This is a genomic window from Chromobacterium sphagni (assembly GCF_001855575.1).
In the GTDB taxonomy this organism is placed as follows: domain Bacteria; phylum Pseudomonadota; class Gammaproteobacteria; order Burkholderiales; family Chromobacteriaceae; genus Chromobacterium; species Chromobacterium sphagni.
This window is the reverse complement of record NZ_MKCS01000004.1, coordinates 101,852-123,988: the sequence shown is the minus strand read 5'-3', so window position 1 is coordinate 123,988 and position 22,137 is coordinate 101,852. Positions and strand designations below refer to the sequence as shown.

Sequence of the window (22,137 nt, the reverse complement as noted above, 5' to 3'; positions counted from 1 at the left end):
TCCATGAAGCGAATCATCCGCCTCGGCGACCCGACCGACCACGGTGGGAACGTCGTCAGCGCCAGCAGCACAACAACCATGTTTGGCAAAGCCGTCGCGCTGGTTGGCGACTCCGTCAGTTGCCCGAAGCAAGGCCACGTCAACTGCACCATCGTAGAAGGCGACCCATCATGGACGATAGGCGGCAAAGGTGTCGCCCTGGAGGGCCATAAAGTCAGCTGCGGCGCGACCCTCATCAGCACCATGGGCGAGGTGGGCCGAAATTATGAGGGCAGCGGATCGGCGTCAACAGGAGCTTCCACCGCTGGGACTGCGGCTGCGGCTGCGGCCGCCGCTACCGCTCTTGCTGCGGCGGCGACCACTGTCGCAGCCTTTGACGAACAAATCCGTTTCTTCACGGCTGATCGCAATGCCCTGGCCGATACCCGTTACAAACTGACGCTTGAAGACGGAAGTACCGTCGAAGGGACAACCGACTCAGCCGGCAAGACAGAGCGGATCGCGACCGATAAAGCCACTGCCATTACCTGCGCCGAGTTCTACCCGGACACCGTCTACAGCTGCGCCTGCCAGATTGAACACATGTGCGAGACTGGAGGCCGCGGACCCGCGCCGGCTCTAAAAGCTGACCTCAGCGGCATCAAAACAAACCCGCAGGCTATTGGTTCATCTACGGTAAATCACACGCTGCCCAAGGCAACGGACACGCGGGGCATGACGCCAGGCGAGATTGCGATGGCGCGGACCGTCTTCAAGAACTCGCTGGATTACAGCAAGGTCAAAATCCACCGCGGTGGCTTGTTCGGCCAGCCAAATCGTTCAGGAAACGCAATGACGCCCAAGGGTGAAATACACTTCCCTGACGACTCTTTCCGGCCTGACTTCTCGATAGAAAGTGATAGCGATAAGGTATGGTTCATCCACGAAATGACCCACGTCTGGCAGTACCAACTTGGCTACAACGTGGTATTCGGTGGGGCGGTGATTGGCATGAAAGGCGGGTATTCGGATGATGGCAAGCGCGGTCCCTCACCCGCCTACCGCTATAACCTCGCAGGCCAAGATAAGGGTAAGGCCATGCCAGACTTCAATATGGAACAGCAAGGAGAGCTGGTTTCACACTATTTCGGAGCAACCCAACTTGGCATAGATAGGGACGCCAATGCTTTGGCGCGAGCACTCGGTGGCTTCTTGACGAACCCGGCAAACCCTAGTCTCCTACCAGCAACAACAAAGATTGAATCATGATGAAATTACTACTTCTGGCAGGGCTGATACTGGCTGGTAACTCTTGGGCCATGTCCAAGCCTTACGACGCTGAGGCCACCGCTGTAATGAAAGACGGCAAGCCTTGCTTCTACTTGAAAACGCCGATAGAAGGTGACACACCCGACTACCTAAAAGGGCAAGGAGTATCTGCCGAAGTTTTCAATGAAACACAACATCGCTATATGTGGAAGTCTTGGTACAAAACCACGCTGAAAACGCCGCCTACATCACCACAGACATGCATTTCTTACGGTACAAAATCGCCAGACAAAAACCGGATGCTGGCCCTGCCACTGACCAACGACACCGCCTATATCTTCGACATGTTTGGCGAGTACGGCCGGAACCGACTCTACTTCTGCATCAAGAAGGACGCCCAAGGGAAAGACTACCTGTCCAAGTCTGGCCCGCAGGCGAACTGTTCGACTGACCCGCTATAACTCGCTGGGAGCCAACGCATCAAGGCACCCTGTAGCCCCACAAAAAAGCCCCGCATCGCGGGGCTTAGTTTTGGATCCTCTGTTCGCTCACGCCTGGGAAGCCAAAACACGGCTCAAACTGAGCTACTTTCTACTGAGCCGATCATAAGAAAAACAGGTGCGTCTACTCGCCCCCATCTGGGTCGCTAGCGCGGCCTCTTGCACGCTGACGAAGTCCAGCATTGATATGCTGGGCCAAGATACACCTTGCATAGCTCATGGATACGGGCGCAGTGCCAATCGTAGAGATCACTGCGCGCCACACTCCATTCACAATCCTACCCACAGGCAATGATTTGGCACTGCCTTGGAAAGGTGGGTCAAATAGGAACATCAACCCAGGCACGGTGGGCAGCTCAAACAGAACTGGCTCACGTCCCTGAATCAACTTGATTTCAGCAGGTTCAAGCAGCAGTTCTACTTGCCAATGATCTAGTTCAAAATCCAGTGACCTTGATATTTCCAACCACATATAGTGCCGACCTTCCTGTAGAAGTAAGACTTTTCCACCGAAATATCGATCAGCGCGAGTTGCATCTGCCTGCTCTGTTTAAGAGTCAAAAACAGAGAAAGGCAACGCAACGCCTCCAAACCCAGCGCTCTGGTGTCAGGCCATTGCAACAGAAAAATAATCGACTCTATAGTGACATCATCGACCATGGCTGGCTCCTTGTCTCCTCTTTGTTTCTTAGTAGCACCACTTAGCATCGACCGCTTGAAATATCTGCCTAAATTTTATAACTTTCCGTACAGGCACCAGCCTGGTGTAACATGAGGAAAGGTATCAAATGCAAATTATGTTTGAAGGTGGGCTATTTAAAGCTGATGGATACCAAAGTTTCCTAAACCAGCAAGGCCCAACAGAACTTTATACTTTAACTAAAGAGAATCTCTCATTTTCCTTAGAAATTACACGATCTGCCTCAAACCCGATCACCGACAAGAAAGGTCAAGTCCTTATCCAATCCGCCCCCTCCGGCCTACTAGTTAAAATATTTGAAGTCAACCCAACATCAGAAAATAGTAAACATGTTTTAAGAGGAAGCATTTTTATGGGCCATCCCATGGGACATCTCGATATCGCGGACTATGCCTCGGATGTACTGCGCCATGACGAGTAACACCGTTATAGACAAACTAAAGCCCCGCCGTTGCGGGGCTTCATCTTTGACATGCAACACGCTCACGTCTGCATAGCCAGCGCATACGGTCCAAACTGGATCACCTTCTCCCCTGCCCACTCGTTGACCTCCTCCAGCCGCATCATCAGCGGCTTGATTTCGTTTTCATAGAACACGCTGGCCGCCTTGTTGGCGTCGCCGAAGCCGCCGGTATTACTGGGGATGACACCCATCAGCTGCGGCGGCACCCGGTGCGCCGCCAGCACGTCGTCGCGTGTGATGTTCTTGATGTTCAAGAACTCGTCCTTGGCCGCCACCTCCGCCAGCGGAATGATCTGTATCCCGTCCTTCTTGCCGTTGGGCGCGTACATGAACACGTTCCGGAAATTGCCCGGTCCCTTGCTGTCCTTCAGCGCCTTGCGCATCGCGTCGACGTCCTCCTCTTTTTGCGCGGGGTCCGTCATGTACATGATGAAACCGGCGTGACTGCCATTCAGGTAATACTTGCGGCGGAACAGCGTGGCCGACTCGTTCAGCCAGGCCGATTGCAGCGCGGCCAGATATTCCGGCAGGCCGTACACCTCCTGATTGATATCCGGCTCCAGCAGGTGGAACACCTCGCCCAGCGCCTGCTCTTGATCATAGCCCGGCACCCACCAGAAGCCGGCCAGGTCCTTGGCGCGCCGCACGTACTTGGCCAGCGCCGGCTTCAGCTCCAGCACCCCGCCCAGGCGGTGGCGCCGCTTTTCCAGATAGCCGTTGCCGAACACCAAGAAGTCCATCACCAGGCTGGCGAACGCCGCCCGGCTCAGCAGCGGATGGGGCTGAAACGTCGAGACCAGCACATTGCGCTTCACCGCCAAGGCGCTGGCGTGGTGGACGTTGGCCCGCAGGCTGCGCGCCAGGCCGTCCCAGGCGATGGGCGGCTCATACCATTTGCCGGCGTCAGTGCATTGCAAGTAATCCATGATCTCGCGCCGGTCCAGCATCGGCACCGGCTCGCCGAAGCTGAACGCCTGCATGCTGCCGGCCTCCGCCGGCGCGGCGGCCATCGTGGTGGATCGGACGGCGGGTTTCTTGTGGCGTCGGGACATTAGCAGAACTCCATGAAGCTGGAGTTAGCCGCGGTGGCCCCCTCCAGCGGTTCGTTGAATAGGGCGTGCATGGTTGCCCACGCCAGATCGGCGTGGCTGGTTTCTTCCGAGCGGCCGGCGGCGAAGGTGATGGCGCGGCCGCTGGCGGTGGTGGTTTTCTTGATCGCCAGGAAGCTGGCGGCAATGTCGTTGTGGCTGGCGTCGAACTGGAGCCGGCCATTGTGGATCACGTCCAAGGCTTTCAGCACCAGGCGGGTTTTCACCTCCGGGCTGTACTGGAACCCTACCGCGTCCGGGCGGAACTGCTTCACCAGCTGGAACACCCCGGTCCCTAGGCCGGTGGTGTCGATGCCGATATAAGCCACGTTGAAGCGCTGGCACTGCTGACGGATGAAATCCGCCTGGCCGGCAAAGTCCATGCCCTTGAACTGCGAGCGCTCCAGCACGCGGAACGGGCCGCCCGGCGCGGCCGGCGGCGCCAGCACAACCAGCGCGGCGCTGTCGCCGGTATGGCTCGGGTCATAGCCCAGCCAGACCGGACGGTTGCCGAATGGCCGCGCGGCGAACGGCTTGTAGTCGTCCCACTCGTCCCAGGCATCCACCATGCAGCGTTGCAGCGCCGCGAACGAGAACACGCTGGCGCCGTCGTCGATGAACTGGCACATGAACAGCTGCAAGAACTCTTCCGGGCTGTACTCCAGCCGCAGCTGGTCCACATCGAACAGATCGCAGCCGCCGGCCAGCGCATCCAAGATGGTGACGATCTGGCGCCAGCGGCCATCCGGCCCGCGCCCGCCGCCGGCCAGAGCGTGATGCGAGACATCGAGCCGGATGTGTTCGGCCTTGGGCCGGCCCTTGTTGAACGCCTCGCCGGTCCAGACCCGGTATGCCTCGTGCGACATGGCCGAAGGGGTGGAGAAGTAGGTCTGGCGGTATTGCTTCTGCGAGGCCATCGCGCTGGCCAGCTTGCGCAGTTCCAGAAAGCGCGGAATCCAGAAGTATTCATCGACATACAGATCGCCATGGCGGCCCTGGGCGGTGCGGCTGTTGGTCCCTAGGAAGCTGAGTTCCGCGCCGTTGCCAAGCTTGATTACCTCGCCCTTCAGCTCAACGCCGGCCACCTCTTTGACGAAGTCCACGATGTAGCTGCGGAACTGGAACGCCTGGGCCTTGGACGCGGATAGGAAAATCTGATTGCGGCCGGTCTCCAGCGCGGTAATCAGCGCCTCATGCGCAAAGTAATAGGTGGCGCCGATCTGGCGGGATTTCAGAATGTCGCGGATGCGCTCGGTTTGGCCGGCGCGATACCAGTTCTTCTGGTAGCCGTACATCCGGTCCATGAACGCCGCCACCAGCTGGGCTTGCATCTCCTCGCTGATCGCGTTTTTTTCGGGCGGCTTCTTCGGCCCGGCATTGCGCGCGGCGATGTTCGGGTTCAAATCGGTTTCGCGCCCGGTCTGCTGATACTTGCCCACCCGCGCCAGCCGCTCCACCTGGCGGCCGAGCAGATCGATTTCCTTGAAGTCCTTTCCCTCTTTGTCCTCTTTCAGGATCAGCTGCTGCATCCGCGTTTCGATGGTGGAAGCGATGCGGTCGGCCGGGTCGGAATCGTCCCAGGCGTCGCGCCGTTTCCAGCTATGCACCGTCGCCGGCTTCACGCCCACATGCTCGGCAATGCGCGCAATGCGCCAGCCCTGCCAGTAGAGCGCGCGCGCCACTCGGCGCGGGTCCATATCGTCGGGAATCGGGAGTTTTGAGTTCATGCCGGGCAGTGTGCCGCGCGCCGGCCAGCCTTTCGCCGCCTGCCGGTTGTGCCGGTTCGCCACACAACAGCCACCGATGGCGGGCCGCCCGCGAGGGCCGGATTATGGGCGCATCGCCACCACCGACACCCTCGTAAGGACACCCGACACATGGCAAGAGCAAAGAAATTCCGCGTCGCCACCGAAGGCGCCACCACCGACGGCCGCAACATCGAACGCAGCTGGCTGGAACAGATCGCCGCCAACTACAACCCAGCCACCTACGGCGCCCGCGTCAACATGGAACACATCAAGGCCTACACCACGGATAGCCCGTTCAAGCGCTATGGCGACGTGCTGGAAGTCTCCACCGAAGAAGTAGACGGCAAGCTGGCGCTATTCGCCGTGATTGATCCCACCGACGAACTGGTGGCGATGAATAAGGCCCGGCAGAAGGTGTACTGCTCCATCGAAGTGAACCCCAACTTTGCCGACTCTGGCGAAGCGTATCTGGTGGGCCTTGCCGTCACCGACGACCCAGCCAGCCTGGGCTGCGAGATGCTGCAATTCTGCGCCAACGCCAAAGCCAGCCCGCTGGCGCGCTACAAGCAGCAGCCGGCAAACCTGTTCACCGAGGCGATGGAATTCACGCTGGAGCTGGAAGAAGAGAACAAGCCCAGCCTCAACCTGTTCGCCAGGGTCAAGGAACTGCTGGCCGGCAAGGGCAAGACCGACGCCGCCCAATTCGCCGACATCGGCCAGGCGGTAGAGACCGTTGCCGCGTCTCAACGCGACCTGCTGGACAAGTTCGCCACCCTGGGCCACCAGCAGGGGGAACTCCAATCCGTCAAAACCCAGCTGGCCACCCTCAGCGCCAACCACGCCGCACTGGTGCAGAAACTCAGCCAGCAGCCCAGCACCCAGCCGCGCACCACCGCCACCGGCGGCAACGCCGAAGTCGTCACCGACTGCTAAGCCCCCCAACACTACACCGGAGCCAAAATGAAGAACGCAACCCGCAACGCCTTTGACCAGCTGCTGGACCAGATCGCCAAGCTGAACCATGTCAGCGCCGACGCCGTCACCAAGACCTTCGCCGTCAATCCGTCCGTCCAGCAGAAGCTGGAAAACCGCATCCAAGAAACCAGCGAGTTCCTGACCCGCATCAACATCATCGGCGTGGACGAGCAGGAAGGCGAAAAGCTGGGCCTGGGCCTGATGGGCACCGTGGCCGGCCGCACCAAGGTGACGCCGACCAACCCGCGCCGCCCGCGCAACCTGACCGACCTGAACAGCCAGCGCTACCGCTGCGAGCAAACCGAGTTCGACACCGCCATCCCGTATGCGCAAATCGACATGTGGGCCAAGTTCCCGGACTTCCAGACGCGCATCCGCGACCTGATCGTCAAGCAGCAAGGCTTGGACCGCATGATGATCGGTTTCAACGGCGTCGCCGCGGCGCCGCAGACTGACCGCGACAAATTCCCGCTGCTGCAGGACGTCAACAAGGGCTGGCTGCAGCAGTACCGCGACAACGCCAAGGCGCGCGTCATGGCCAGCGGCGACAAGAAAGACGGCAAGGTGCTGGTGGGCCATGGCGGCGACTACGCCAACCTCGACGCGCTGGTGATGGACGCCGTGGCCAGCCTGATCGACCCGACCCTGCAAGGCCACCCCGACTTGGTGGTGATCCTGGGCCGCGACCTGCTGCATGACAAGTATTTCCCCATCGTCAATCAAGACCAAAAACCGACCGAGCAACTGGCCGCCGACATCGTCATCAGCCAGAAACGCATCGGCAATCTGCCGGCCGTTACCGTGCCCTTCTTCCCCGCCAGCACCATGCTGATTACCACGCTGGCCAATCTGTCGATCTACTTCCAGAACGGCAGCCGCCGCCGCCATCTGCGCGAAGAGCCGGACTTCAATCAGGTGGCCAACTACGAGAGCAGCAACGACGCCTACGTGGTGGAGCGCTACGAGGCCGGCTGCGTGATTGAAAACATCGAGCAGCTGCCGCCCCCGCCGCCGCAAGCAAAGGACGAGGCCGACAAATGACCAGCCCCGCCCGCGCCCACTTCCTGCGCGTGACGGCGGCCGAGGCTTCGGCTTCGGCCGCCGGCGGGCTGGAACACTGCACCGGCTATGAGCTGATGCTGCACAAGCTGGCCGAGGACCGCCGCCGCCTGAAACAGGTGCAGTCGATGGAACGCAAGGCCGAGGTCAAGCGCGAGATCCTGCCCGACTACCTGCCGTGGGTGGAGGGCGCGCTGTCCGGCGGCAAGGGCCAGCCCGATGAAGTGCTGGTGACGGTGATGCTGTGGCGCATCGACGCCGGCGACTACGGCGGCGCGCTGGACATCGCCGAGTACGTGCTGGCGCACGGCCTGCCGCTGCCCGACCGGTTCAATCGCACCACCGCCACCACCATCGCCGAGGAAATCGCCGACGCCGCCAAGCGCGCCCGCGTTGGCGGCGAGTCTTTTGCTTGCCAGGTGCTGACCTACACCGCCGAGCTGACCGACGGCCACGACATGCCCGACCAAGTGCGCGCCAAGTTGCACAAGGAAAGCGGTCTGGCCATCGAGGCCGCCGACCCGGCCGCGGCGCTGGAACATCTACGCCGCGCCCAGCAGCTGGACGGCAACGCCGGCGTCAAAAAAGACATCGAGCGCGTCATCCGCACCCTGAAAAACACTGTCCCGCCGCCCGATGGCGGCGAGGCATAACCGAGCGACCCCGCGCGACTGACGGCAGGGGGTGGACGCCAGGCATTGCGCCGACTGAAGGGGTGAGGGATAAACCCACCAGATAGTAACGTGATAATCGGGACCAGCTGGGATGATACGGGAAGATGATGGATGGCAGTTTGGAAATCTATTTCACGTATTGCAAAGGGTGGTGAGCCGGTCGGCCCACCACTTTCAGCCGAACATGTCGCCCTGGCGGCTCTCTATTTCCTCGCGCCGGACGGCCTTCACGATCTTGTAAATCCACTGCAGGCTGACACCGTATTTGCGTGCCAGGTCGCCGTGGTTGTCTCCGGTGAACTCCTCGAATATCTTCCGGTCCCGCTTCGACAACCTGACCGACAGCCCCATCGGAAAGTAGATGTTCTGTCCGCCCCAGTGCGCCGCCATTCGATTGGCGATCTCGCTGCCCAGTTGCTCACCGATTTCCCGTTCAATGCTGGCCAGCTCCTGCAGAGCCTCGGCGATGTGGTCGGCCAGATCGGACAGCAGCTCCGGGCCTTTGCTGCGGGTATGGATGGGCTTCATGCTTTCTCCTTCGCCTTGAGGGTGGCGGTCAGACCTTCCCAGGCGCTCAACATTGGCTCGAACGTCTTGCGCGCCATGGCCGTAGCCATCCGCTGGTTTAGCTCGTTGCGCTGCGTAGCTGTCAGCGGAAGGTGTTGCACCTCGGCCGCCAGCTTCTGTACCAAATCGGGCAGCGAACGCATCGCCCACTTCTTCAATGATTCGATCACCTGCTCCAGTTGATCTCCGGCCAGCCACTGCATAGCATCGCGCCCGGTAATCCGCTTTACATACGCGGCCAGCGCGCTCTCGGCGGGGTTCTTGACCACGCCGATCTGATGCAGAAACAACCACAGCGCGCGTATCTTCTTGTGCTGCTCGTCCTGAGCCAGCGGACGCGACTGAGTGGCGGGCTGCGCTTTGGAACGCACCTTGAATCCGCTGCGCTTCAGGTATTCCAACACCTGGTTTAGCTCTGGAACGGCCAGGTCAGCCGCGGATGCCTTCTTTCCAATCCGCTGGAGAATGGCTCGGTAGCTGTCGTCATCCAGGGCCAGATCACGCTTGGCTACGTGGATCAGGCGGATCAATCGCTGTCGGTCTTGAGTCTTTGCGTTCATCGTTGGCTGCTCATCAGTACCCGGCAACCACGCCGGGCAGACCGCACACATATTTCTATGTGCGCGGTTTCGCTTTATGCGGCGGCGTCCTTCAGCGCCTTGGCCGGGGAGAACTTGGGCGCGCGCTTGGCGGCGATCTGGATGGCTTCGCCGGTTTTTGGATTGCGGCCGGTCTTAGCTGCGCGCTGGGTGGTACCAAACTTGCCGAGGTCAGAGATCGTCAGCTCGCCACCCGCCCTCACGGTATCCAGCACCGCGGTGGTTAGCGCATTGAGAACGGATTCGGCTTGCTTGTTGGTGACATCCGCGTGGGCGGCCAGGTGTTTGATCAGGTCTTGCTTGGTCATGGTTTGCTCCTTGCGGGTAAAAGAAATTGTCAAAGCGGCGTAGTGTTTAATCCGCTCGCACATCGCTTGCGGTCTCTTTGGCCTCCCGCAATATCTGGGCGATTGGCTGCGCACTCGTTCCTGCGATAAGGGCCATCACGACTGAACGACCATCTGCCAGCTCCATTTCCACGATGTCGAACTGGTTGTTAACCGTGGCTTCAGCTTCTTCAAACACATCTCGCAGCGTGGTTTTGTCCCACTCAAACGGGTTAATCAGCTTGCCCATCCGAATCCTCCTCGATCTCTTCTTCTCTGACGGTAAATGGCAGCGTTCCCAGCTTCTGCAGAGCGATCTCAATGCCTAGACGAAGCCCCTTGGCTATGTCACTACCAGCCGAGACTTCCAAATCGTTCAGCCTGAGGTCTACTGTGCGGTTCTCGGTAATGAGCCGCAGCTGAGCGACTTGGCCCGCATGCCATTCCTGCAATTGCTCCACAAAACCAATGAACTCTTGATCATCTGTCTGCATCTCACACCCCCGCCAAATCCAGCCGTACCGCTTCGAACTTGCCAGTGCCTTCGCTGCGCCGTTCGATGCGGACATAGGCCTTGGAGCACTGCACCCGAACCGATTCGGATAGCGCCCGCATCGCGCGCTGCCACTTCTCGTCCTGGATGTCGAGCCGTCGCAAGCCCAGCACTCGGCCAGTCGAGATGTTGCCGGCCTTGTCGGTCTGAAAGGCGTCGGCAATCAGCGCCTTCACCTCCGGCCGTGCGTCCTCGGTCCATTCGTGGACGCATTCATCAATCAGCGCCTTGGCCGCCTGCAGGCCTTCATCAAATGTCAGCGTGTCGGCGATGGCCCGCAGTACGCGAGTATTGCCGTCAAAGCTGGTCAGGGTGACATTGCCCTTTTGCCCGCCGACATCGGCCTGGTAGCGTTCGGCCGACAGGCTGACAAACGCCTCAATGTCGGCGAACAAGCCAGCCTTGAATTGGGCCAGTTGGTCTTGCATGGCCACGGCTTTCTGCAGCGCCTCGGCGACAAACTCGTCGCGGGCGATGTCTATCGGCTTGATGATGCTGATCGGCACCAGCCGGCCCTTGCCGTCCTGCTTGTACCCTTCGGGGATAGCGTTCATTCCTCACTCCTCAGTCCTACCAATCGTTTCACCTTGGCCAACTCGGCCCGGTTTCTTTCCAGCCATTCCGGCGTCAGCGGCACCTCGTCCGCAGCCCGCCAAAATCGTCTGGGCGACAATGTCGGCGGCGGCGGTTCGGGGCCGGGCATCTCCTCCGCGTGAGCGGCCGGCCCCTCTGTCTCCATCTCGGCCGGGGCGGATACTTCCGCCTGGGCAGCCACCTGGCACTGCTGCAGCTCGTCCTGGTAGTCCAGCCAGACGATCTGCCTGGCCTGCTTGCGGTCGGTGCCCATCGCCACCAGTCGCTCCACCTCCTCGGCCAGACGCTGCTTGGTAGCAGCGTCCAGCTCGGGCGCGGCTGGCTTCAGCATGCAGCCTCGGCCTGCAACAGCTGGCGCTTGCCGTTGATCATCTGCCGCGCCATTCGGTACAGCTGGCGCCACGCCGGGCGATTGGCCGGGGCGGACATCACCAGCATTTCCTGCTCCCATGCCGCCGTATCAAACGGCACGCTGGTATCGATCCGCTCCTCGCGCTCGAACCGCACCGAGTAGATATCCGCCACCAGCTCCAGAGCGGCCGGGCTGGCGCGGGTGATTTCGATGAAGCTGCGGCCGGCTGCCGAGGCGCGGGTGATGTTTGCAGAGGTGTATTGCGCGATGCGTTGCAACGAGGCCACTTCGCGATTCAGGTTCATGACTGGCTCCTTGAATTTTGAGTAACGGGGTCAGTTCCCCATCTCCGTCCAAACAATCCGGCATCCGCCCAGCTCAAACTGCCCCTGGCGGTACGGGCCAAAGTAGGTATCCCGGCCAAAGCTGAAGTACACGGCCTCGCCGTTTTCAATCATCCGGCGGCAGTTGCCGCAGGTCTGGATATTGATGGTCGGCCGGGTCGGGGTGTTCAGCTCCACCGACACCACCGTGAAATTGTTCTGGGTCAGCGCCTCTATGGCAGAGGCAACCTTCAGCGCGCCGGCCATCATCTGGGCATTGAACGGCGGGCGCCTGGCCTGAATCGGGGCGGTTTGCATCTCACACCTCCCGCACTACGTCGGCAGTCACCAACGGGGCGCCGATCTCGGCGGCCAGGTTCATGCACGCGGTCAGCAAATTGCCGATAGCCAGCGGGTACAACAGGGATACGGATTCCGGCCGGTCCAGCCGCTTGGTGTTGATGGTCAGCCTGGCGCGTAGCGCGTTGATGCCGCCTTCGTCGATCACTTCCGCCACCGGCTTGTTCAGCCGCTCCAGCTTGAACTTCAGGTACTCCTCCAGGCGTGCGCCTTCCAGCGGCGCCAGCTCCACCATCTCGCAGCGCTGCACCACCTCGCGCACTGCCGCGTCGCGCTCGGACAGTTTCAGCTTCAGTTCCGGCTGGCCAATCAAGATGATGGACAGCAGCTTCTTGAAACCCTGCTCCAGCTCGAAGAAGCGCTTCAAATGCTTGAGAGTCGCGATGGGTAGGGAATGCGCCTCATCAATCACCAGGCAGTGGCGGTACCCTGCGGCATGGCTTCCGCGCAGGGCCTTGTGCAGTTGGGCAAAGCGGGCCTCGGGGCTGCTCTTGGGCTTCTCCAGCGGGGCCACGGCGGCCATGATGGCCTCGGCGAGGTGTGTCGACTTGAGCGTTTTGCCTTGCTTGTCGTTGTCCTCCATCGCCAACACGTAGGGCTTGATGATCTGGATCGGCTGGGCCTCGCGCTGAATGCGGTCCTCCAGATCGCGCAGCAGCGTGGTCTTGCCGGCGCCGGACTCCGCCACCACCGCCAGCAGGCCGCCGTGCTTGGCCGTCTGCAACATGGCTTCCCGCACGTAGCGGATGTCCGGGCTGATGAACATGTCCTCGTTGGACTGAATGGCGTCATCTGCAAACGGGTCGCGGAACAGGCTGAAATGTTTGCGAGTGGCGGGCAGCAAAGTCTGTTTGCGTAGTAACATGGTTTCCTCCTGGTTGGATTCCTGGTCGGTTTTCGTCTGGGAGACCGAGCGGGCCGCGTTGGCGCGCGGCTCGCTCACCTCTTCAAATACGCCTTCGATGTCCCCATCGCTGGCGCCATGCGCCTGCAGATAGCGGCGGATGCTCTTCTGCAGGTCAACTTCATCCAGGCTCTTGGGCCACTCGCCGTGATTGACGATCTGGGCCACGGTGGCCTGGGAGACATTCAAGTGCTCAGCCAGGTCAGCCTGCTTACGGCCCACCTTTTGCAGCACGCTCTTCAGCTTCAACATGACTTGCTCCTCTATGCCGACTTCACCACGCGAAGCGGCGTCTTGGTGCCCGCTGCCGGGCTGGTCAGCTCGGCCACAATGGCGGCGAGCTGGTCTTCGGGTACGCCGGCCGTATAGCGCTGGGCCAGCCATTGGAAACGGTCTTGCGTCCATTCGCCGCCGGCCGCGGTGACGCGCTGCTTTAGCTGCTTGGCGGCTTCAATCAGGGTTAGCGGCGGGTATTCGATAGCCGGCGCGGCCAGCGCGTGCTCGGTGCCGCGGCGCGGCAGATAGGCCGGCAACTCGATGTCCTGCAGATAGCTGTGGGTGTTCAGCGCGCCGTCGAACGGTGTCGCCTTCTTGGCTCGCGCGGCCTTGACCTCCTCGGCGCTCATGCCTGGGTAGGCCTGGCCATCCATGGCGCTGGCGGCATGCTCTATCGCAGTCTGCGGCATCGACTGGTACGCTTCGCCGATCACCGGGGCCGACAGCAGCTGGCCATAGGCGTCGTAACCGCGCTCCGGCTCCACCTGGTAGACGCGGTCGGCGCCGTTGTAGACCGACACCGTTACCTGAATGGCGCAGTCGCCGAACACCATGGCGTTGACGCGCACCTCGTCGCCCACGTTGACCCCGTCCAAGCCGCGCAGGCTGTAGGCTGCGGTGCGTTCGGCCTGCGGATGCTTGAACGAAATGGTCAGGTCAGGGCGAACCTTGCGGGTCTCCTCCTTGGCCGTCATGAACGCTTTGCACACCTCCACCGGGGGCAGCAACAGCAGCTGTTGCGGCTGGATCAACTGCCACAGGTCGATGCGCGCAATGGCGTCGGCCAAGCCGGTGCGACGCAGCCGGCTGTCCTGGCCGGGAATCAGGTTGGCATTCCAGGCCCGGCTCCAGGCGAAGGCGGCCCGGTTCAGCTGCTCGATGCTTTCCACCGGCTCAAAGCGCAGCCGGCTCTCGAACTGGGTTTCGACGATGTTGTTGGCGCCTTCCACGCCGCCCTTGACGCGGGCTTGGCCGGCCTGGTGTTCCAGCGTCTCCACGCCCAGGGCACGGCACAGGTTCTTGATGGCGGCCGAGGTGTTGGCGCTGCCCTTGTCCCACAACAGGAAGCGCGGCAGACCCTGGAACAGCCGGCCCGGCTGCTCGCCCCAGGCGAACATCAGGAACTCGAACAACTTGTGCTGGTTCTCGCCGGCCGATTCGCAGTACCAGGGCACGATCACGCCGCTGGCCTTGTCGTACAGCACATAGCGCCACACCTTGAACTTCACCTTGGCGAAGTTTTCCAGCTTGTTCTTGTAGAAATCGCGGTCCCGCATGATGTGCTGACGCCCCTTCAGGTAGTACACCAGGCACAGCGACGGGTCGATTTCGTGGGTGTGGTTGGGATGTGGCGCGCGCAGCGCCTGCACCGGGTCCGCGCAGCGCTGGGCGGCCACGTTCAGCTTGCGGTCGCGGATCAGGCGGTTCAGTTGGCTGTTGCTCACTTTCAGCTCAATGCCGTTCTGCTCCAGCATCCCGCGCGCGGTGGTGGTGAACAGCGTCTGCTTGCCGTTGTCGCGGATGGCCTCGCGCTGCACCGCGCCCAGCATCACCAGGGCGTCCTCTGCCACCACGGTGCTGCCTTTGTCAGCGCGCGGCTTGCGGCCGGACTGCCAGCCCACAGCCTGCTTTAACTGGCGGTAAACCGTCTGCGGCGACCAGCCCAGGAATACCGCCGCCTCTTGCACCAGCGCGGTTTGCTCGCCGTGCCGCGCCGCGTCCAGCTTGCCTGCCAGGCCGCGCAATACCTCGCGTATTTCCGGTGTCATGGACATGGCCGTCTCCCTTACGCCTCGCTGCCTTCGGTCAGGACATTCCGGCGGGCGTCCTCAATGTCCGCGGCGAAGCGGCGGCCCAGCTCGTCGCGCAGCTCTGCCGCCAGCATGGCGGTGCGGGTAACGGCGTCGTCCAGGTGCAGCAGCACCGCGCGCACCTCAGGCGGCAGCGGCGCCGGCATTTCCGGGTCATAGTCGGGGGCCTGGGTGATTTCAGAGGTCAGCCAGGCATCCAGCGCCTGCACCGCTTCCAGGTGCTTGGCGATGGCGGCATCCAGCACCGATTGCCGCTGGGTGATTTCCTGCTGGAACGGCGCCACGCGCTTGTCCCAGGGGAGCGTCTTCAAGGGGTTGGAGAGTTTGGCCACTTCCTCGGTCAGCTGGTCTATCTTGCTGCTCTTGTCCTGCAGCACTCGCGACCGCGCCTCCAGGTTCGCCTCGGCCTCTTCCACACGCTGCGCCAGCGCCTCTTTTTCCTTGGTGTGCTTGGCAATGATCTCCTCGGCCAGCTCCACGAACGACTCCTTATCGCCGGCCTTGGCCACTTCGATCAGCGCAGTTTTTTGGTCTTCCGGCAACTTTCGGAACTGGCGCAGCTCCCGGTAGCCGATGCCCATGCGGGACATACTTTCCAGGGCTTCCTCGCCGAAGGTTCGAAGGTTGGCGATGTCCTGATTCGCCTTTTCATCCGAAACGCCAAGCAGGCCGCAGAACTCTTGCCATGTGCCTTGCAACTCCAAACCGTTTGGACTTTTCTTGCCTGCCAATGCCCGGTACAGCTTGTTTTCCTTGACGTAGGCCAGTTTGGAACTCCAAACCGTTTGGGAAAACTTGCCAAATGCCTCGGCCATTTGAGCCTGGCCAAGCAGCTGATTGACGAGGTCGCGCTCTTCGCCATAGCTCGCTTGAGCGATGGCCATCACGTTCGCGGCGTCCACTACGTCCTGGCGCAGCTCAACGGCTGGGGCGATTGCGGGGGTTTCTGTGGTTTTGGTGCGTGCCATGCGGGGAACTCCTCTTATCGTTCAAGCGTGATGCTGGTGGTTAGTTCATCCAGCCGGCTGCGGGCGGCTTCCAGGCTGCGCAGGATCGCCACCGCGTGCTGGGCCAGCCGGACCGAGGGACGGATGCGACCGGTTTCGGGGATGCGTTCCGCGAAGCCCGCTTCTTCCAGCGTGGCCACGTAGCGGGTGATGCTGGACGGCGACAGGTCGGTGGCCTTGGCCAGCTCACCCGGTGTCAGGCCGTGGGCAAAATGGCTTAGCAGCACCGTCAGCACGTCCAGCACCTTCTCGGAGCTTTTATTGGTTTGCGCGCTCATGGGTTCAGCTCCAGTTCCGGCTGCAGGTGCCGTTTGACGTTGCGGTGGTGCCAGGCCAAGCCCTCCAGTCCCTGCTGCAGCGCGGCCAGCGTGTCGGCCTCCTGGCCTTTGCCGGCATGAAACTGCAACAGCAGGCCGACCGCATCATTCAGGGTCTGCTGAAGTACTTGGATGTCCTCGGCCGAGGCATTGCGGCCGGTGGGCATGTCGATCAGCAGGTAGCCGCCGCTGGCAGCCAGCCAGCGGGTGGCGTAGTTGATGCCGCATACGGCCTCATAGGCGCGAACCAGGCAGATCGGCATGCGGCCGTTTTGAATCCACTTGTAAAGCGTCCAGTGGTCGGCCAGGCCCATCCGTTCGGCGATCCGCTCCACCGACAGGTTGTGCTTTTCCTTGGCGTAGTCCTTGCACAGCTCCAGCGCGTGGCGCAGCGAGCTGGGCTGCAGGCGCTTCCAGTTTCGGCGGCTCATTGGAATGCCCTCCAGGGCCGACATTCCAAACAAAATGGCGTTTTGCAACTGGTGCAACGGGTTTGCGCCGCATAGCATGAACAGCGGATAATCCACGAAAGGAAGCAAACCATGACGATGGACCTGGAAACCCGGCTGCAAGCGCAAATCACCGCGCAGAACCTGATGATTGAGGCGCTGCTGGATGCCGCCATCCGGGCGGGCCAATTGGACCCGCGCTCGCTGGTCGATAAGCTGGAACAATTCATCTCCGCGCCCAAGGCCAGCGTTGCGGACCCTGACGAGATCGCTGCGGTAATGAGTGAAGTGGATGCGTGGGCAGACATGATCAGTGGCCGTTACTTGGAGGTTAAGGACAGCTCGCCGGAGCGCAGTCTGCGGTAAACCTGCTGCACGCTGATGCCCAGGTACGGAGACAGGCGTTCCGCCTCTTCGTGTTGCGCGGCAGTTAGCTCTAGCCTCTGCCGTAAAGCCGACTGAGCGCGTAGCGAGGTCAGGGATTCAGGCAGAAACAGCGCGTCGATGCTGGTTTGGATGGCGCCGGGTTCGTGTGAATCAGTAAGTAGTGACTTAGTCATGGCGGGCCTCACGCTGCGACGCGGCGACGGGACTGAGCCAAGGCATTGGCCGGGTCGGTGCAGATTTCACCAGCCTTGATGCCCAACTTGACTGCGATCTCATGAGCTTGGCCGCGCACGCACTTCTTGCGGCCGCCCAAGACTTCAAAAACCAGGTTGGGCGAGAACTTGTTGGCGATGGCCCATTGGGTAATAGAAATCCCTTTGTCCTGAAGCTCCTTGCGAGCCTGGGCTGGGGTACGTAGTTGCATGGTTAGCTCCTATTCAAGGGGCGGCGGCGCTTGGGAGAGTGCCGCTTAAGTTGCCGTTCGTGGTGGGACGGTGTGAGTTGAGTATTGTGCAGAAATCTGCACATGTCAACATTATTTTGAGTGGAGATTTGCACTTTGATTGAGTTGAGACTCAAAGAAGAGCGTGAACGTCTCGGCCTTACGCAAGAGGTTTTTGCAGATAAGGCAGGCGCGAAGAGGCGTACTCTTGTCGACTGGGAAAAAGGGGTTTCATCTCCAACAGCCGTACAGCTGGCAGCTTTGGCGGCAGCTGGCGTTGATGTGCAATATGTCCTTCTAGGCCAACGCCAAGGCCAGGGCATAGGCGAATCCGCTGTCCATCAAGCGGTGCTGGACGCGATCGATTTGCTGTCGTTGGAAAAGAAGGTGGATGCCAACCAGTTGGCCAAAGCCGTCACGAAACTAGCCCTTAGGTCAGTGCCAGTTAGTACAGTCCCGTGCGATGATAATGCCAAGGGAATTGTCGTGAGTGGTTCTGGCAACCGGGTGGCTGGCCAGAATTACCGCGAGTATCACGGTGCGAAAGGCAGCAAGGACGATGAAGACCGAGGGCAGTAACAATCGAGTAGCCCAGAACGACTACAACGAGCAAAACATTAACGGGGATATCACCAATCAATCCCCGTTTTTCAATAATAATAACGTGATTAATCTCCACGTTGACCGTAGTGGAGAAGAGTTGCTCTCAGGGGAACTGCTAACACTCCAACAACAAAATGAAATACGGGATTTAGTACGGCAACTTGCCAATGCCAGCGGACGTGACATGGAAAAAGTATGGCGCAGCTTTTCCAACCAGTTCCACGGCAAGATGTACAAAGACTTGCCGATTGAGTGGTTCCGAGAAGCCTATAGCTGGCTAAAGAAAGAAATTTACGCTGCAGAACACAAGGCCAGCAAAAAAACGGCCAATGATGTAGCCGCGCCATCTTATAGCGCTTATACGCAGCCGGCTCTCAGGTATAAGACTGTTTGCGAGGATTGCGTGGCCAGTGCCCAGGCATTAAGCGAAGCGCAGCGCAGTGTGAAAGTTTTGATTGCCATCAGTGTGCTGGCAATAGGGATTTCAATTTCCCTAGGCTATCTAAGCCATACTTCATCAGCCCAGGCCAGCGCGCTTAAGGCGCAGTTGCAGAGTCAGCAGCATGAGTGCAACTACCAAGGCCAAATGTATCGGCTGGGCAGCATTATCGACTTTCCAAATGCGCCAGACATCCAGTGTTTAGCAGGCCAGAATGGTCAAGTGGCATATTGGCAACCATTGCACGTTGCCCATAAGCTGCGCAAACGCTGAGTCTGTTCCCAGATGCCGTACTGTTGCGGTATTCGTATGAAACCTAACCTGCTGCGTTCATCAGCAGGTTTCCTAATACTACTCATGTCGGGAGAGGTCCATGTCTATGGTGGCAAGTATTTTTGGGCTGATCGGCTTGTTTTTTTCACTGATAGCGATCATTGGCACGGTTGCCCCATCCTTATTCAAAGGAAAAAAAACGGAGGAAGTGCCAAAGCGGCTTCACTTTTTGCTGGGTGGGGGAATGCTGTCATTAGTTGCGCTAGTAGCAGCAGGTTTTTTCGCCCCGGAAGGCGCTTCAACGGCATCCACTCTCCAGGAATCGACGGCACCTACTGTTGCATCTGCTCCCAGTCAGAAAAAGCTCACACAAGTTGAAGCAAAGCAAGCCATACCAGAGCATGTCAAGCCGATGGGGCTGACCGAAGCCCGGCAGTTTGCCAAAGGCACTTTGCGGGTGATCAATGAAGCGGAACAGTCGTTAATTGATGGTATTCAGTTAGGAGATGGCACTGGCATCATCAAACATGTGCAGAAGCCACTGCAAGCAGAGCTTGAACGTTGGCCGACCTTGATAGAGCGTCAGCCTGATGATCAACGTGAGCATTTTGCATATTGCCAAGATGCCGCGCTACAGCTCCAGTCGCTGTCTTATTCGGCGACGCGAGAGAGAACTGTAGAGAGTACGAAATACCTGCGTAAGGATGAAGCGGCTTATCACAAGGCCAAGCAGAAGTGTGAGCAACAGCTTCGCGCAACGGATAGTCAAATCAAATCGGCTGTCGCCGCAGAAGATGCTGAGCTGAAAAAGAAATTCGGCGGACGAGAATGCTTGACTGTGTATGACGTTGATAAGCAAACCGGGCAAATAGTAGAGCAAGCCAAACCTGCGCATTGCAAGAAATCAACCTAGCAAGCCATTTCTGCCCTGTAAGTCCATGCTTTAAAGCGCATTAAACGCCCCTCCAAACATGCCACCCCACAATGGGTGGCATGTTTCATTTTGACAGGAGGGAACCATGCCCAGCCGCAAGATCGAAGACCTTCACCCGGACCTGCAGCCGCTTTGCCGGACGTTCCTGCAGCGCTGCCAGGCTGCCGGCCTCGACATCCTCATCACCTGCACCTGGCGCTCGCCGGCCGAGCAGGACCAGCTCTACGCCCAGGGCCGTAACGGCAATCCTGGCCCGCGCGTCACCAATGCCAAAGGCGGCCAGTCCGAACACAACGTGATGATCAACGGCAAGCCCGCCGCGCGCGCCTTCGACATCGTCCCGCTGGTGAATGGCAAGCCGATGTGGGAAGACCGGCACCCCGCTTGGCAAACCGCCGGCCGCATCGGCATGGAGCTGGGCCTCAACTGGTACGGCCGCCCAGGCGCGCCGTTCCGCGAATTTCCGCACTTCGCTCTGGCGCGGGGATACCAATGACCCTGGCCGACCTCTTCACCAATCCGACCACAGGGCGACTCAGCCATAGCAAGCTGTGGGCCAATGTGGCCTGCGCGGCCGCCACCGGCATGTTCGTTTACCAAGGCGTGGCCGGCACGCTGACCGCCGAGGTCTGGCTGATCTACCTGGGCGTGGTGGGCGGCTACTCCGCGGCTCGCAGCTGGATCGCCACCAAGCGCGACAGCAAGGAGGCCAACAATGCTTAGCGCCAGCCCCTTGCTGCTCAATGTCCTGCGCGTAGCACTGTGCGGCGTCACCCTGGGCGTGGCGGGTTTCGTCGGTTACGGCAGCGGCCAAGGCCAAGCCACCCGCGTCTACGAGGCCAAGATGGCCAAGCAAGAAGCCGCGCACGCTGCCGAGCTGCTGCAGAAGGCAGAGAAACAAAGCCAGGCGCTGGCGGCGGCCAATGCAGAGCAAGCGCGCTTGACCGACCTGGCCCACCAGGTGGGCTGGCAGCTGTTGCAAACCCAGGGCCAGCTGGCGCGCAGCCAGGTCCAACTCAAGGAAAGGATAGCCGATGCGACTCGCAACGATGGCCAGGCTTGGACTGGCCTTGGTCCTGACAGCCTGCGGCTCTACCGCGCCGCCCTCGGCTATCCCGAACGTGATCCGGGTCTGCCCGCAGCCGACGCCGGAAATGCTGGTGAAGCCAGCCAAGCCGGCGCCGCCGAGCGCGGGCTACCGCCCGCAGACTTACTGAACCACGCCGCCGATTACGGCCGCTGGTGCCAGGAGCTGGAAACCCGCGTGGATGGTTTCATCCGGCTGTACCAGGAGGCCAGCCATGGATGAGTTTGACCGCGCCCAGGAACTGGAGGCGCTGTATCTGGCGGCATCTCTGGCGGCTCAGGCCGCCGCCAGCCGGCCGCTGGGCGCCAGCCTGTCGCAGTGCGACGACTGCGGCGAGCCCATCCCGGAAGCGCGCCGCTTGGCAGCGCCAGGCTGCACCCGCTGCATGGACTGCCAGGCCCGCGCGGAACAACGAAAACGGGGTGGCCTATGACCATCCAGATGGAGCTGGGCATGGTGGTAACGCTAATCCTGGCCTTTCTGGGCTTTCTGTTTGGCGCCGGCAAGATGTTGCTGGCGCAGATCGACCAGCGGCAGAGCGAGCGCGACGCCAAGCAAGAGGCGCAGATCGCCGCGCTGCTGGCCCAGATCGCCAAGGAGGCAGAGAGCGTGCATCGCCTGGAGCGGGACTTTCTGAAGTTCCAGGCAGACCTGCCGCTGTCCTATGTCCGCCGCGAAGACTATGTCCGCAACCAGACCGTGATTGAGGCCAAGTTGGATGCCGTGGCGCTCAAGATCGAGAACATCCAACTGAAAGGTGCTCAACGATGATCGACCAGGCCAAGGTGCGCCGGGAAAGCTTGCGCTGGTATCTGCTGCTGGCGCTGAACAATGCTCGGCCCGAGGAGGTGTGCGAGGACGTGATCCAGATGACCATGCGCGCCATCTACCCGGATGTGACGCCGCTGGAAGTCCGCAAGGAGCTGGACTACCTGGCAGACCGCGCGCTGGTGAAGCTGCGCAAGGAGCCTTCTGGCCGCTGGTGGGGCGACCTGACCCGCTACGGTGTGGACATTGCCGAGTACACCATAGACTGCGCGCCGGGCATCGCCCGTCCGGCGCAGTACTGGAGCCAGTGA

At 60.6% G+C, this 22,137-nt stretch carries 34 protein-coding genes and 1 other RNA gene; 16 read left to right on the top strand and 19 right to left on the bottom strand.

What is annotated here, in order from left to right; all coding sequences use genetic code 11:
- Positions 1–3 precede the first annotated feature (3 nt).
- Together BI347_RS23115 and BI347_RS21130 are read left to right on the top strand one after the other, a co-directional pair.
- Positions 4–1,248, top strand: a complete 1,245-nt coding sequence (locus BI347_RS23115; protein WP_083339101.1) for a PAAR domain-containing protein — start codon at positions 4–6, stop codon at positions 1,246–1,248.
- Entirely contained in the window at positions 1,245–1,709 is a 465-nt protein-coding gene (locus BI347_RS21130) for a hypothetical protein (protein WP_139167000.1), read from the top strand. Before BI347_RS23115 ends, BI347_RS21130 begins: the two co-directional genes overlap by 4 nt.
- A gap of 471 nt (positions 1,710–2,180) precedes the next feature.
- On the opposite strand, the gene BI347_RS21125 is transcribed toward BI347_RS21130, so the two are convergent.
- On the bottom strand, positions 2,181–2,408 hold the full coding sequence (locus BI347_RS21125) for a hypothetical protein (protein ID WP_071113306.1): 228 nt from the start codon (positions 2,406–2,408) through the stop codon (positions 2,181–2,183).
- 128 nt (positions 2,409–2,536) lie between these two features.
- Here BI347_RS21125 and BI347_RS23775 point away from each other — a divergent pair, with 128 nt between their 5' ends.
- Positions 2,537–2,869, top strand: a complete 333-nt coding sequence (locus BI347_RS23775; protein ID WP_139166999.1) for a hypothetical protein — start codon at positions 2,537–2,539, stop codon at positions 2,867–2,869.
- A gap of 62 nt (positions 2,870–2,931) precedes the next feature.
- Here the strand turns inward: BI347_RS23775 and BI347_RS21120 are convergent, their stop codons facing one another.
- Together BI347_RS21120 and BI347_RS21115 are read right to left on the bottom strand one after the other, a co-directional pair.
- Positions 2,932–3,963, bottom strand: coding sequence for a phage portal protein (locus BI347_RS21120; RefSeq protein WP_071112871.1), 1,032 nt, complete (start codon positions 3,961–3,963; stop codon positions 2,932–2,934).
- The gene (locus BI347_RS21115) at positions 3,963–5,726 is read right to left on the bottom strand and encodes a terminase ATPase subunit family protein (protein WP_071117175.1); all 1,764 of its coding nucleotides are present in this window, start codon (positions 5,724–5,726) and stop codon (positions 3,963–3,965) included. The genes BI347_RS21120 and BI347_RS21115 overlap by 1 nt, the downstream gene beginning before the upstream one ends.
- A gap of 150 nt (positions 5,727–5,876) precedes the next feature.
- On the opposite strand from BI347_RS21115, the gene BI347_RS21110 reads away from it, so the two are divergent.
- The 3 genes from BI347_RS21110 to BI347_RS21100 are packed head-to-tail and all read left to right on the top strand — an operon-like array spanning position 5,877 to position 8,434.
- Positions 5,877–6,680, top strand: coding sequence for a GPO family capsid scaffolding protein (locus BI347_RS21110; RefSeq protein ID WP_071117014.1), 804 nt, complete (start codon positions 5,877–5,879; stop codon positions 6,678–6,680).
- A 27-nt stretch (positions 6,681–6,707) separates the two neighbouring features.
- Entirely contained in the window at positions 6,708–7,763 is a 1,056-nt protein-coding gene (locus tag BI347_RS21105; protein WP_071117013.1) for a phage major capsid protein, P2 family, read from the top strand.
- Entirely contained in the window at positions 7,760–8,434 is a 675-nt protein-coding gene (locus BI347_RS21100) for a phage terminase small subunit (protein ID WP_071113201.1), read from the top strand. The genes BI347_RS21105 and BI347_RS21100 overlap by 4 nt, the downstream gene beginning before the upstream one ends.
- Before the next feature lie 195 nt (positions 8,435–8,629).
- Here BI347_RS21100 and BI347_RS21095 read toward each other — a convergent pair whose 3' ends face one another.
- From BI347_RS21095 to BI347_RS21025, 15 genes are all read right to left on the bottom strand, one after another.
- Entirely contained in the window at positions 8,630–8,983 is a 354-nt protein-coding gene (locus BI347_RS21095; protein ID WP_043580017.1) for a Mor transcription activator family protein, read from the bottom strand.
- Positions 8,980–9,582 (bottom strand): gp16 family protein, encoded by a 603-nt coding sequence (locus BI347_RS21090; RefSeq protein WP_083339100.1) that lies wholly within the window; start codon positions 9,580–9,582, stop codon positions 8,980–8,982. The genes BI347_RS21095 and BI347_RS21090 overlap by 4 nt, the downstream gene beginning before the upstream one ends.
- An RNA gene (locus tag BI347_RS21085) (hammerhead ribozyme type II) lies at positions 9,583–9,657 on the bottom strand.
- Entirely contained in the window at positions 9,657–9,929 is a 273-nt protein-coding gene (locus BI347_RS21080; protein WP_071117011.1) for an HU family DNA-binding protein, read from the bottom strand. Before BI347_RS21080 ends, BI347_RS21085 begins: the two co-directional genes overlap by 1 nt.
- A 46-nt stretch (positions 9,930–9,975) precedes the next feature.
- Positions 9,976–10,197 carry a hypothetical protein gene (locus BI347_RS21075; RefSeq protein WP_071117010.1) on the bottom strand — a complete coding sequence of 74 codons (222 nt, stop codon included), beginning with the start codon at positions 10,195–10,197 and terminating at the stop codon, positions 9,976–9,978.
- Positions 10,181–10,441: a hypothetical protein gene (locus BI347_RS21070; protein WP_071117009.1), complete on the bottom strand. Its 261-nt coding sequence runs from the start codon at positions 10,439–10,441 to the stop codon at positions 10,181–10,183. The genes BI347_RS21075 and BI347_RS21070 overlap by 17 nt, the downstream gene beginning before the upstream one ends.
- Before the next feature lies 1 nt (position 10,442).
- Positions 10,443–11,054: a DUF3164 family protein gene (locus BI347_RS21065; RefSeq protein WP_043580010.1), complete on the bottom strand. Its 612-nt coding sequence runs from the start codon at positions 11,052–11,054 to the stop codon at positions 10,443–10,445.
- Complete coding sequence (locus BI347_RS21060; protein WP_071117008.1) at positions 11,051–11,425, bottom strand: hypothetical protein; 375 nt, start codon at positions 11,423–11,425, stop codon at positions 11,051–11,053. Before BI347_RS21060 ends, BI347_RS21065 begins: the two co-directional genes overlap by 4 nt.
- Positions 11,419–11,751: a hypothetical protein gene (locus tag BI347_RS21055; protein WP_071117007.1), complete on the bottom strand. Its 333-nt coding sequence runs from the start codon at positions 11,749–11,751 to the stop codon at positions 11,419–11,421. The genes BI347_RS21060 and BI347_RS21055 overlap by 7 nt, the downstream gene beginning before the upstream one ends.
- Before the next feature lie 30 nt (positions 11,752–11,781).
- Complete coding sequence (locus BI347_RS21050; protein ID WP_083339099.1) at positions 11,782–12,087, bottom strand: hypothetical protein; 306 nt, start codon at positions 12,085–12,087, stop codon at positions 11,782–11,784.
- Position 12,088: 1 nt separating this feature from the next.
- The gene (locus tag BI347_RS21045) at positions 12,089–13,285 is read right to left on the bottom strand and encodes an ExeA family protein (RefSeq protein ID WP_071117006.1); all 1,197 of its coding nucleotides are present in this window, start codon (positions 13,283–13,285) and stop codon (positions 12,089–12,091) included.
- Positions 13,286–13,296: 11 nt separating this feature from the next.
- The gene (locus BI347_RS21040) at positions 13,297–15,084 is read right to left on the bottom strand and encodes a DDE-type integrase/transposase/recombinase (protein WP_071117005.1); all 1,788 of its coding nucleotides are present in this window, start codon (positions 15,082–15,084) and stop codon (positions 13,297–13,299) included.
- Between the two features lie 11 nt (positions 15,085–15,095).
- Positions 15,096–16,088, bottom strand: coding sequence for a hypothetical protein (locus BI347_RS21035; protein ID WP_047257761.1), 993 nt, complete (start codon positions 16,086–16,088; stop codon positions 15,096–15,098).
- 14 nt (positions 16,089–16,102) lie between these two features.
- Positions 16,103–16,405 carry a helix-turn-helix domain-containing protein gene (locus BI347_RS21030; RefSeq protein ID WP_071117004.1) on the bottom strand — a complete coding sequence of 101 codons (303 nt, stop codon included), beginning with the start codon at positions 16,403–16,405 and terminating at the stop codon, positions 16,103–16,105.
- Positions 16,402–16,875 (bottom strand): hypothetical protein, encoded by a 474-nt coding sequence (locus BI347_RS21025; protein WP_071117173.1) that lies wholly within the window; start codon positions 16,873–16,875, stop codon positions 16,402–16,404. The genes BI347_RS21030 and BI347_RS21025 overlap by 4 nt, the downstream gene beginning before the upstream one ends.
- 111 nt (positions 16,876–16,986) lie before the next feature.
- Between BI347_RS21025 and BI347_RS21020 the strand changes: the two genes are divergently transcribed.
- Entirely contained in the window at positions 16,987–17,259 is a 273-nt protein-coding gene (locus BI347_RS21020; protein WP_047257759.1) for a hypothetical protein, read from the top strand.
- Between the two features lie 202 nt (positions 17,260–17,461).
- Here BI347_RS21020 and BI347_RS21015 read toward each other — a convergent pair whose 3' ends face one another.
- Entirely contained in the window at positions 17,462–17,704 is a 243-nt protein-coding gene (locus tag BI347_RS21015; RefSeq protein ID WP_047257758.1) for a DNA-binding protein, read from the bottom strand.
- Between the two features lie 135 nt (positions 17,705–17,839).
- On the opposite strand from BI347_RS21015, the gene BI347_RS21010 reads away from it, so the two are divergent.
- From BI347_RS21010 to BI347_RS20970, 9 genes are all read left to right on the top strand, one after another.
- Positions 17,840–18,301 carry a helix-turn-helix transcriptional regulator gene (locus BI347_RS21010; RefSeq protein WP_052941626.1) on the top strand — a complete coding sequence of 154 codons (462 nt, stop codon included), beginning with the start codon at positions 17,840–17,842 and terminating at the stop codon, positions 18,299–18,301.
- Complete coding sequence (locus tag BI347_RS21005) at positions 18,282–19,037, top strand: hypothetical protein (protein ID WP_071117003.1); 756 nt, start codon at positions 18,282–18,284, stop codon at positions 19,035–19,037. The genes BI347_RS21010 and BI347_RS21005 overlap by 20 nt, the downstream gene beginning before the upstream one ends.
- Before the next feature lie 100 nt (positions 19,038–19,137).
- A complete protein-coding gene (locus tag BI347_RS21000; protein ID WP_071117002.1) occupies positions 19,138–19,950 on the top strand; it encodes a hypothetical protein in 813 nt (270 codons plus the stop codon).
- Between the two features lie 106 nt (positions 19,951–20,056).
- The gene (locus BI347_RS20995) at positions 20,057–20,467 is read left to right on the top strand and encodes a M15 family metallopeptidase (RefSeq protein WP_047257755.1); all 411 of its coding nucleotides are present in this window, start codon (positions 20,057–20,059) and stop codon (positions 20,465–20,467) included.
- Positions 20,464–20,694, top strand: a complete 231-nt coding sequence (locus tag BI347_RS20990) for a hypothetical protein (protein ID WP_047257754.1) — start codon at positions 20,464–20,466, stop codon at positions 20,692–20,694. The genes BI347_RS20995 and BI347_RS20990 overlap by 4 nt, the downstream gene beginning before the upstream one ends.
- Positions 20,687–21,280, top strand: coding sequence for a hypothetical protein (locus tag BI347_RS20985; RefSeq protein WP_071117001.1), 594 nt, complete (start codon positions 20,687–20,689; stop codon positions 21,278–21,280). The genes BI347_RS20990 and BI347_RS20985 overlap by 8 nt, the downstream gene beginning before the upstream one ends.
- Positions 21,273–21,491, top strand: coding sequence for a TraR/DksA family transcriptional regulator (locus BI347_RS20980; protein WP_047257752.1), 219 nt, complete (start codon positions 21,273–21,275; stop codon positions 21,489–21,491). Before BI347_RS20985 ends, BI347_RS20980 begins: the two co-directional genes overlap by 8 nt.
- A complete protein-coding gene (locus tag BI347_RS20975; protein ID WP_043579971.1) occupies positions 21,488–21,829 on the top strand; it encodes a hypothetical protein in 342 nt (113 codons plus the stop codon). The genes BI347_RS20980 and BI347_RS20975 overlap by 4 nt, the downstream gene beginning before the upstream one ends.
- Complete coding sequence (locus BI347_RS20970; RefSeq protein WP_043579969.1) at positions 21,826–22,137, top strand: hypothetical protein; 312 nt, start codon at positions 21,826–21,828, stop codon at positions 22,135–22,137. Before BI347_RS20975 ends, BI347_RS20970 begins: the two co-directional genes overlap by 4 nt.

Bases quoted from the DNA above. Each gene is read 5' to 3' on its own strand.
- BI347_RS23115 (WP_083339101.1), top strand. From the start codon at position 4: ATGAAGCGAATCATCCGCCTCGGCGACCCGACCGACCACGGTGGGAAC.
- BI347_RS21130 (WP_139167000.1), top strand. From the start codon at position 1,245: ATGATGAAATTACTACTTCTGGCAGGGCTGATACTGGCTGGTAACTCT.
- BI347_RS21125 (WP_071113306.1), bottom strand. From the start codon at position 2,408: ATGGTCGATGATGTCACTATAGAGTCGATTATTTTTCTGTTGCAATGG.
- BI347_RS23775 (WP_139166999.1), top strand. From the start codon at position 2,537: ATGCAAATTATGTTTGAAGGTGGGCTATTTAAAGCTGATGGATACCAA.
- BI347_RS21120 (WP_071112871.1), bottom strand. From the start codon at position 3,963: ATGTCCCGACGCCACAAGAAACCCGCCGTCCGATCCACCACGATGGCC.
- BI347_RS21115 (WP_071117175.1), bottom strand. From the start codon at position 5,726: ATGAACTCAAAACTCCCGATTCCCGACGATATGGACCCGCGCCGAGTG.
- BI347_RS21110 (WP_071117014.1), top strand. From the start codon at position 5,877: ATGGCAAGAGCAAAGAAATTCCGCGTCGCCACCGAAGGCGCCACCACC.
- BI347_RS21105 (WP_071117013.1), top strand. From the start codon at position 6,708: ATGAAGAACGCAACCCGCAACGCCTTTGACCAGCTGCTGGACCAGATC.
- BI347_RS21100 (WP_071113201.1), top strand. From the start codon at position 7,760: ATGACCAGCCCCGCCCGCGCCCACTTCCTGCGCGTGACGGCGGCCGAG.
- BI347_RS21095 (WP_043580017.1), bottom strand. From the start codon at position 8,983: ATGAAGCCCATCCATACCCGCAGCAAAGGCCCGGAGCTGCTGTCCGAT.
- BI347_RS21090 (WP_083339100.1), bottom strand. From the start codon at position 9,582: ATGAACGCAAAGACTCAAGACCGACAGCGATTGATCCGCCTGATCCAC.
- BI347_RS21080 (WP_071117011.1), bottom strand. From the start codon at position 9,929: ATGACCAAGCAAGACCTGATCAAACACCTGGCCGCCCACGCGGATGTC.
- BI347_RS21075 (WP_071117010.1), bottom strand. From the start codon at position 10,197: ATGGGCAAGCTGATTAACCCGTTTGAGTGGGACAAAACCACGCTGCGA.
- BI347_RS21070 (WP_071117009.1), bottom strand. From the start codon at position 10,441: ATGCAGACAGATGATCAAGAGTTCATTGGTTTTGTGGAGCAATTGCAG.
- BI347_RS21065 (WP_043580010.1), bottom strand. From the start codon at position 11,054: ATGAACGCTATCCCCGAAGGGTACAAGCAGGACGGCAAGGGCCGGCTG.
- BI347_RS21060 (WP_071117008.1), bottom strand. From the start codon at position 11,425: ATGCTGAAGCCAGCCGCGCCCGAGCTGGACGCTGCTACCAAGCAGCGT.
- BI347_RS21055 (WP_071117007.1), bottom strand. From the start codon at position 11,751: ATGAACCTGAATCGCGAAGTGGCCTCGTTGCAACGCATCGCGCAATAC.
- BI347_RS21050 (WP_083339099.1), bottom strand. From the start codon at position 12,087: ATGCAAACCGCCCCGATTCAGGCCAGGCGCCCGCCGTTCAATGCCCAG.
- BI347_RS21045 (WP_071117006.1), bottom strand. From the start codon at position 13,285: ATGTTGAAGCTGAAGAGCGTGCTGCAAAAGGTGGGCCGTAAGCAGGCT.
- BI347_RS21040 (WP_071117005.1), bottom strand. From the start codon at position 15,084: ATGTCCATGACACCGGAAATACGCGAGGTATTGCGCGGCCTGGCAGGC.
- BI347_RS21035 (WP_047257761.1), bottom strand. From the start codon at position 16,088: ATGGCACGCACCAAAACCACAGAAACCCCCGCAATCGCCCCAGCCGTT.
- BI347_RS21030 (WP_071117004.1), bottom strand. From the start codon at position 16,405: ATGAGCGCGCAAACCAATAAAAGCTCCGAGAAGGTGCTGGACGTGCTG.
- BI347_RS21025 (WP_071117173.1), bottom strand. From the start codon at position 16,875: ATGAGCCGCCGAAACTGGAAGCGCCTGCAGCCCAGCTCGCTGCGCCAC.
- BI347_RS21020 (WP_047257759.1), top strand. From the start codon at position 16,987: ATGACGATGGACCTGGAAACCCGGCTGCAAGCGCAAATCACCGCGCAG.
- BI347_RS21015 (WP_047257758.1), bottom strand. From the start codon at position 17,704: ATGCAACTACGTACCCCAGCCCAGGCTCGCAAGGAGCTTCAGGACAAA.
- BI347_RS21005 (WP_071117003.1), top strand. From the start codon at position 18,282: ATGAAGACCGAGGGCAGTAACAATCGAGTAGCCCAGAACGACTACAAC.
- BI347_RS21000 (WP_071117002.1), top strand. From the start codon at position 19,138: ATGTCTATGGTGGCAAGTATTTTTGGGCTGATCGGCTTGTTTTTTTCA.
- BI347_RS20995 (WP_047257755.1), top strand. From the start codon at position 20,057: ATGCCCAGCCGCAAGATCGAAGACCTTCACCCGGACCTGCAGCCGCTT.
- BI347_RS20990 (WP_047257754.1), top strand. From the start codon at position 20,464: ATGACCCTGGCCGACCTCTTCACCAATCCGACCACAGGGCGACTCAGC.
- BI347_RS20985 (WP_071117001.1), top strand. From the start codon at position 20,687: ATGCTTAGCGCCAGCCCCTTGCTGCTCAATGTCCTGCGCGTAGCACTG.
- BI347_RS20980 (WP_047257752.1), top strand. From the start codon at position 21,273: ATGGATGAGTTTGACCGCGCCCAGGAACTGGAGGCGCTGTATCTGGCG.
- BI347_RS20975 (WP_043579971.1), top strand. From the start codon at position 21,488: ATGACCATCCAGATGGAGCTGGGCATGGTGGTAACGCTAATCCTGGCC.
- BI347_RS20970 (WP_043579969.1), top strand. From the start codon at position 21,826: ATGATCGACCAGGCCAAGGTGCGCCGGGAAAGCTTGCGCTGGTATCTG.